The organism is Azospirillum isscasi, assembly GCF_030849505.1.
In the GTDB taxonomy this organism is placed as follows: Bacteria; Pseudomonadota; Alphaproteobacteria; order Azospirillales; family Azospirillaceae; genus Azospirillum; species Azospirillum isscasi.
The window spans coordinates 1-577 of sequence record NZ_JAUJFI010000395.1; the positions used below are offsets into that span (position 1 = coordinate 1).

At 70.4% G+C, this 577-nt stretch carries 1 protein-coding gene; it reads left to right on the forward strand.

Features of this window, described 5'->3' with window-relative positions; genetic code table 11:
• On the forward strand, positions 1–577 hold a 577-nt coding region (locus tag QSG27_RS29170), incomplete at both ends, for a hypothetical protein (RefSeq protein WP_306712382.1).

Below are 577 nucleotides of genomic sequence, written 5' to 3' on the forward strand. Positions count from 1 at the left end.
CACAAGTACCTGCGCGTCGTGGTGACCGCCAACGACGGAAAGGGCGGCACGCCGACGGCGACCTCGGCCTACACGGCGATCGCCAACAGCGCGCCGGTGAACAGCGTGGCGCCGAGCGTGACCGGCACGGCGACGGTGGGCAACGCGCTGTCCACGACCAACGGCAGCTGGAGCGACCCGGACGGCGACAACCGGAGCTTCACCTACCAGTGGTACCGGGCCGACGACACCAACGGCACCAACGCCGCCTCGATCACCGGGGCGACGAGCGCCACCTACACCCTGACCACGTCGGACGCGCACAAGTACCTGCGCGTCGTGGTGACCGCCAACGACGGCAACTCCCACACCCCGACGGCGACCTCGACCTACACGGCCATCGCCAACAGCGCGCCGGTGAACAGCGTGGCCCCGAGCGTGACCGGCACGGCGACGGTGGGCAACGCGCTGTCCACGACCAACGGCAGCTGGAGCGACCCGGACGGCGACAACCGGAGCTACACCTACCAGTGGTACCGGGCCGACGACACCAACGGCACCAACGCCGCCTCGATCACCGGGGCGACGAGCGCCACCT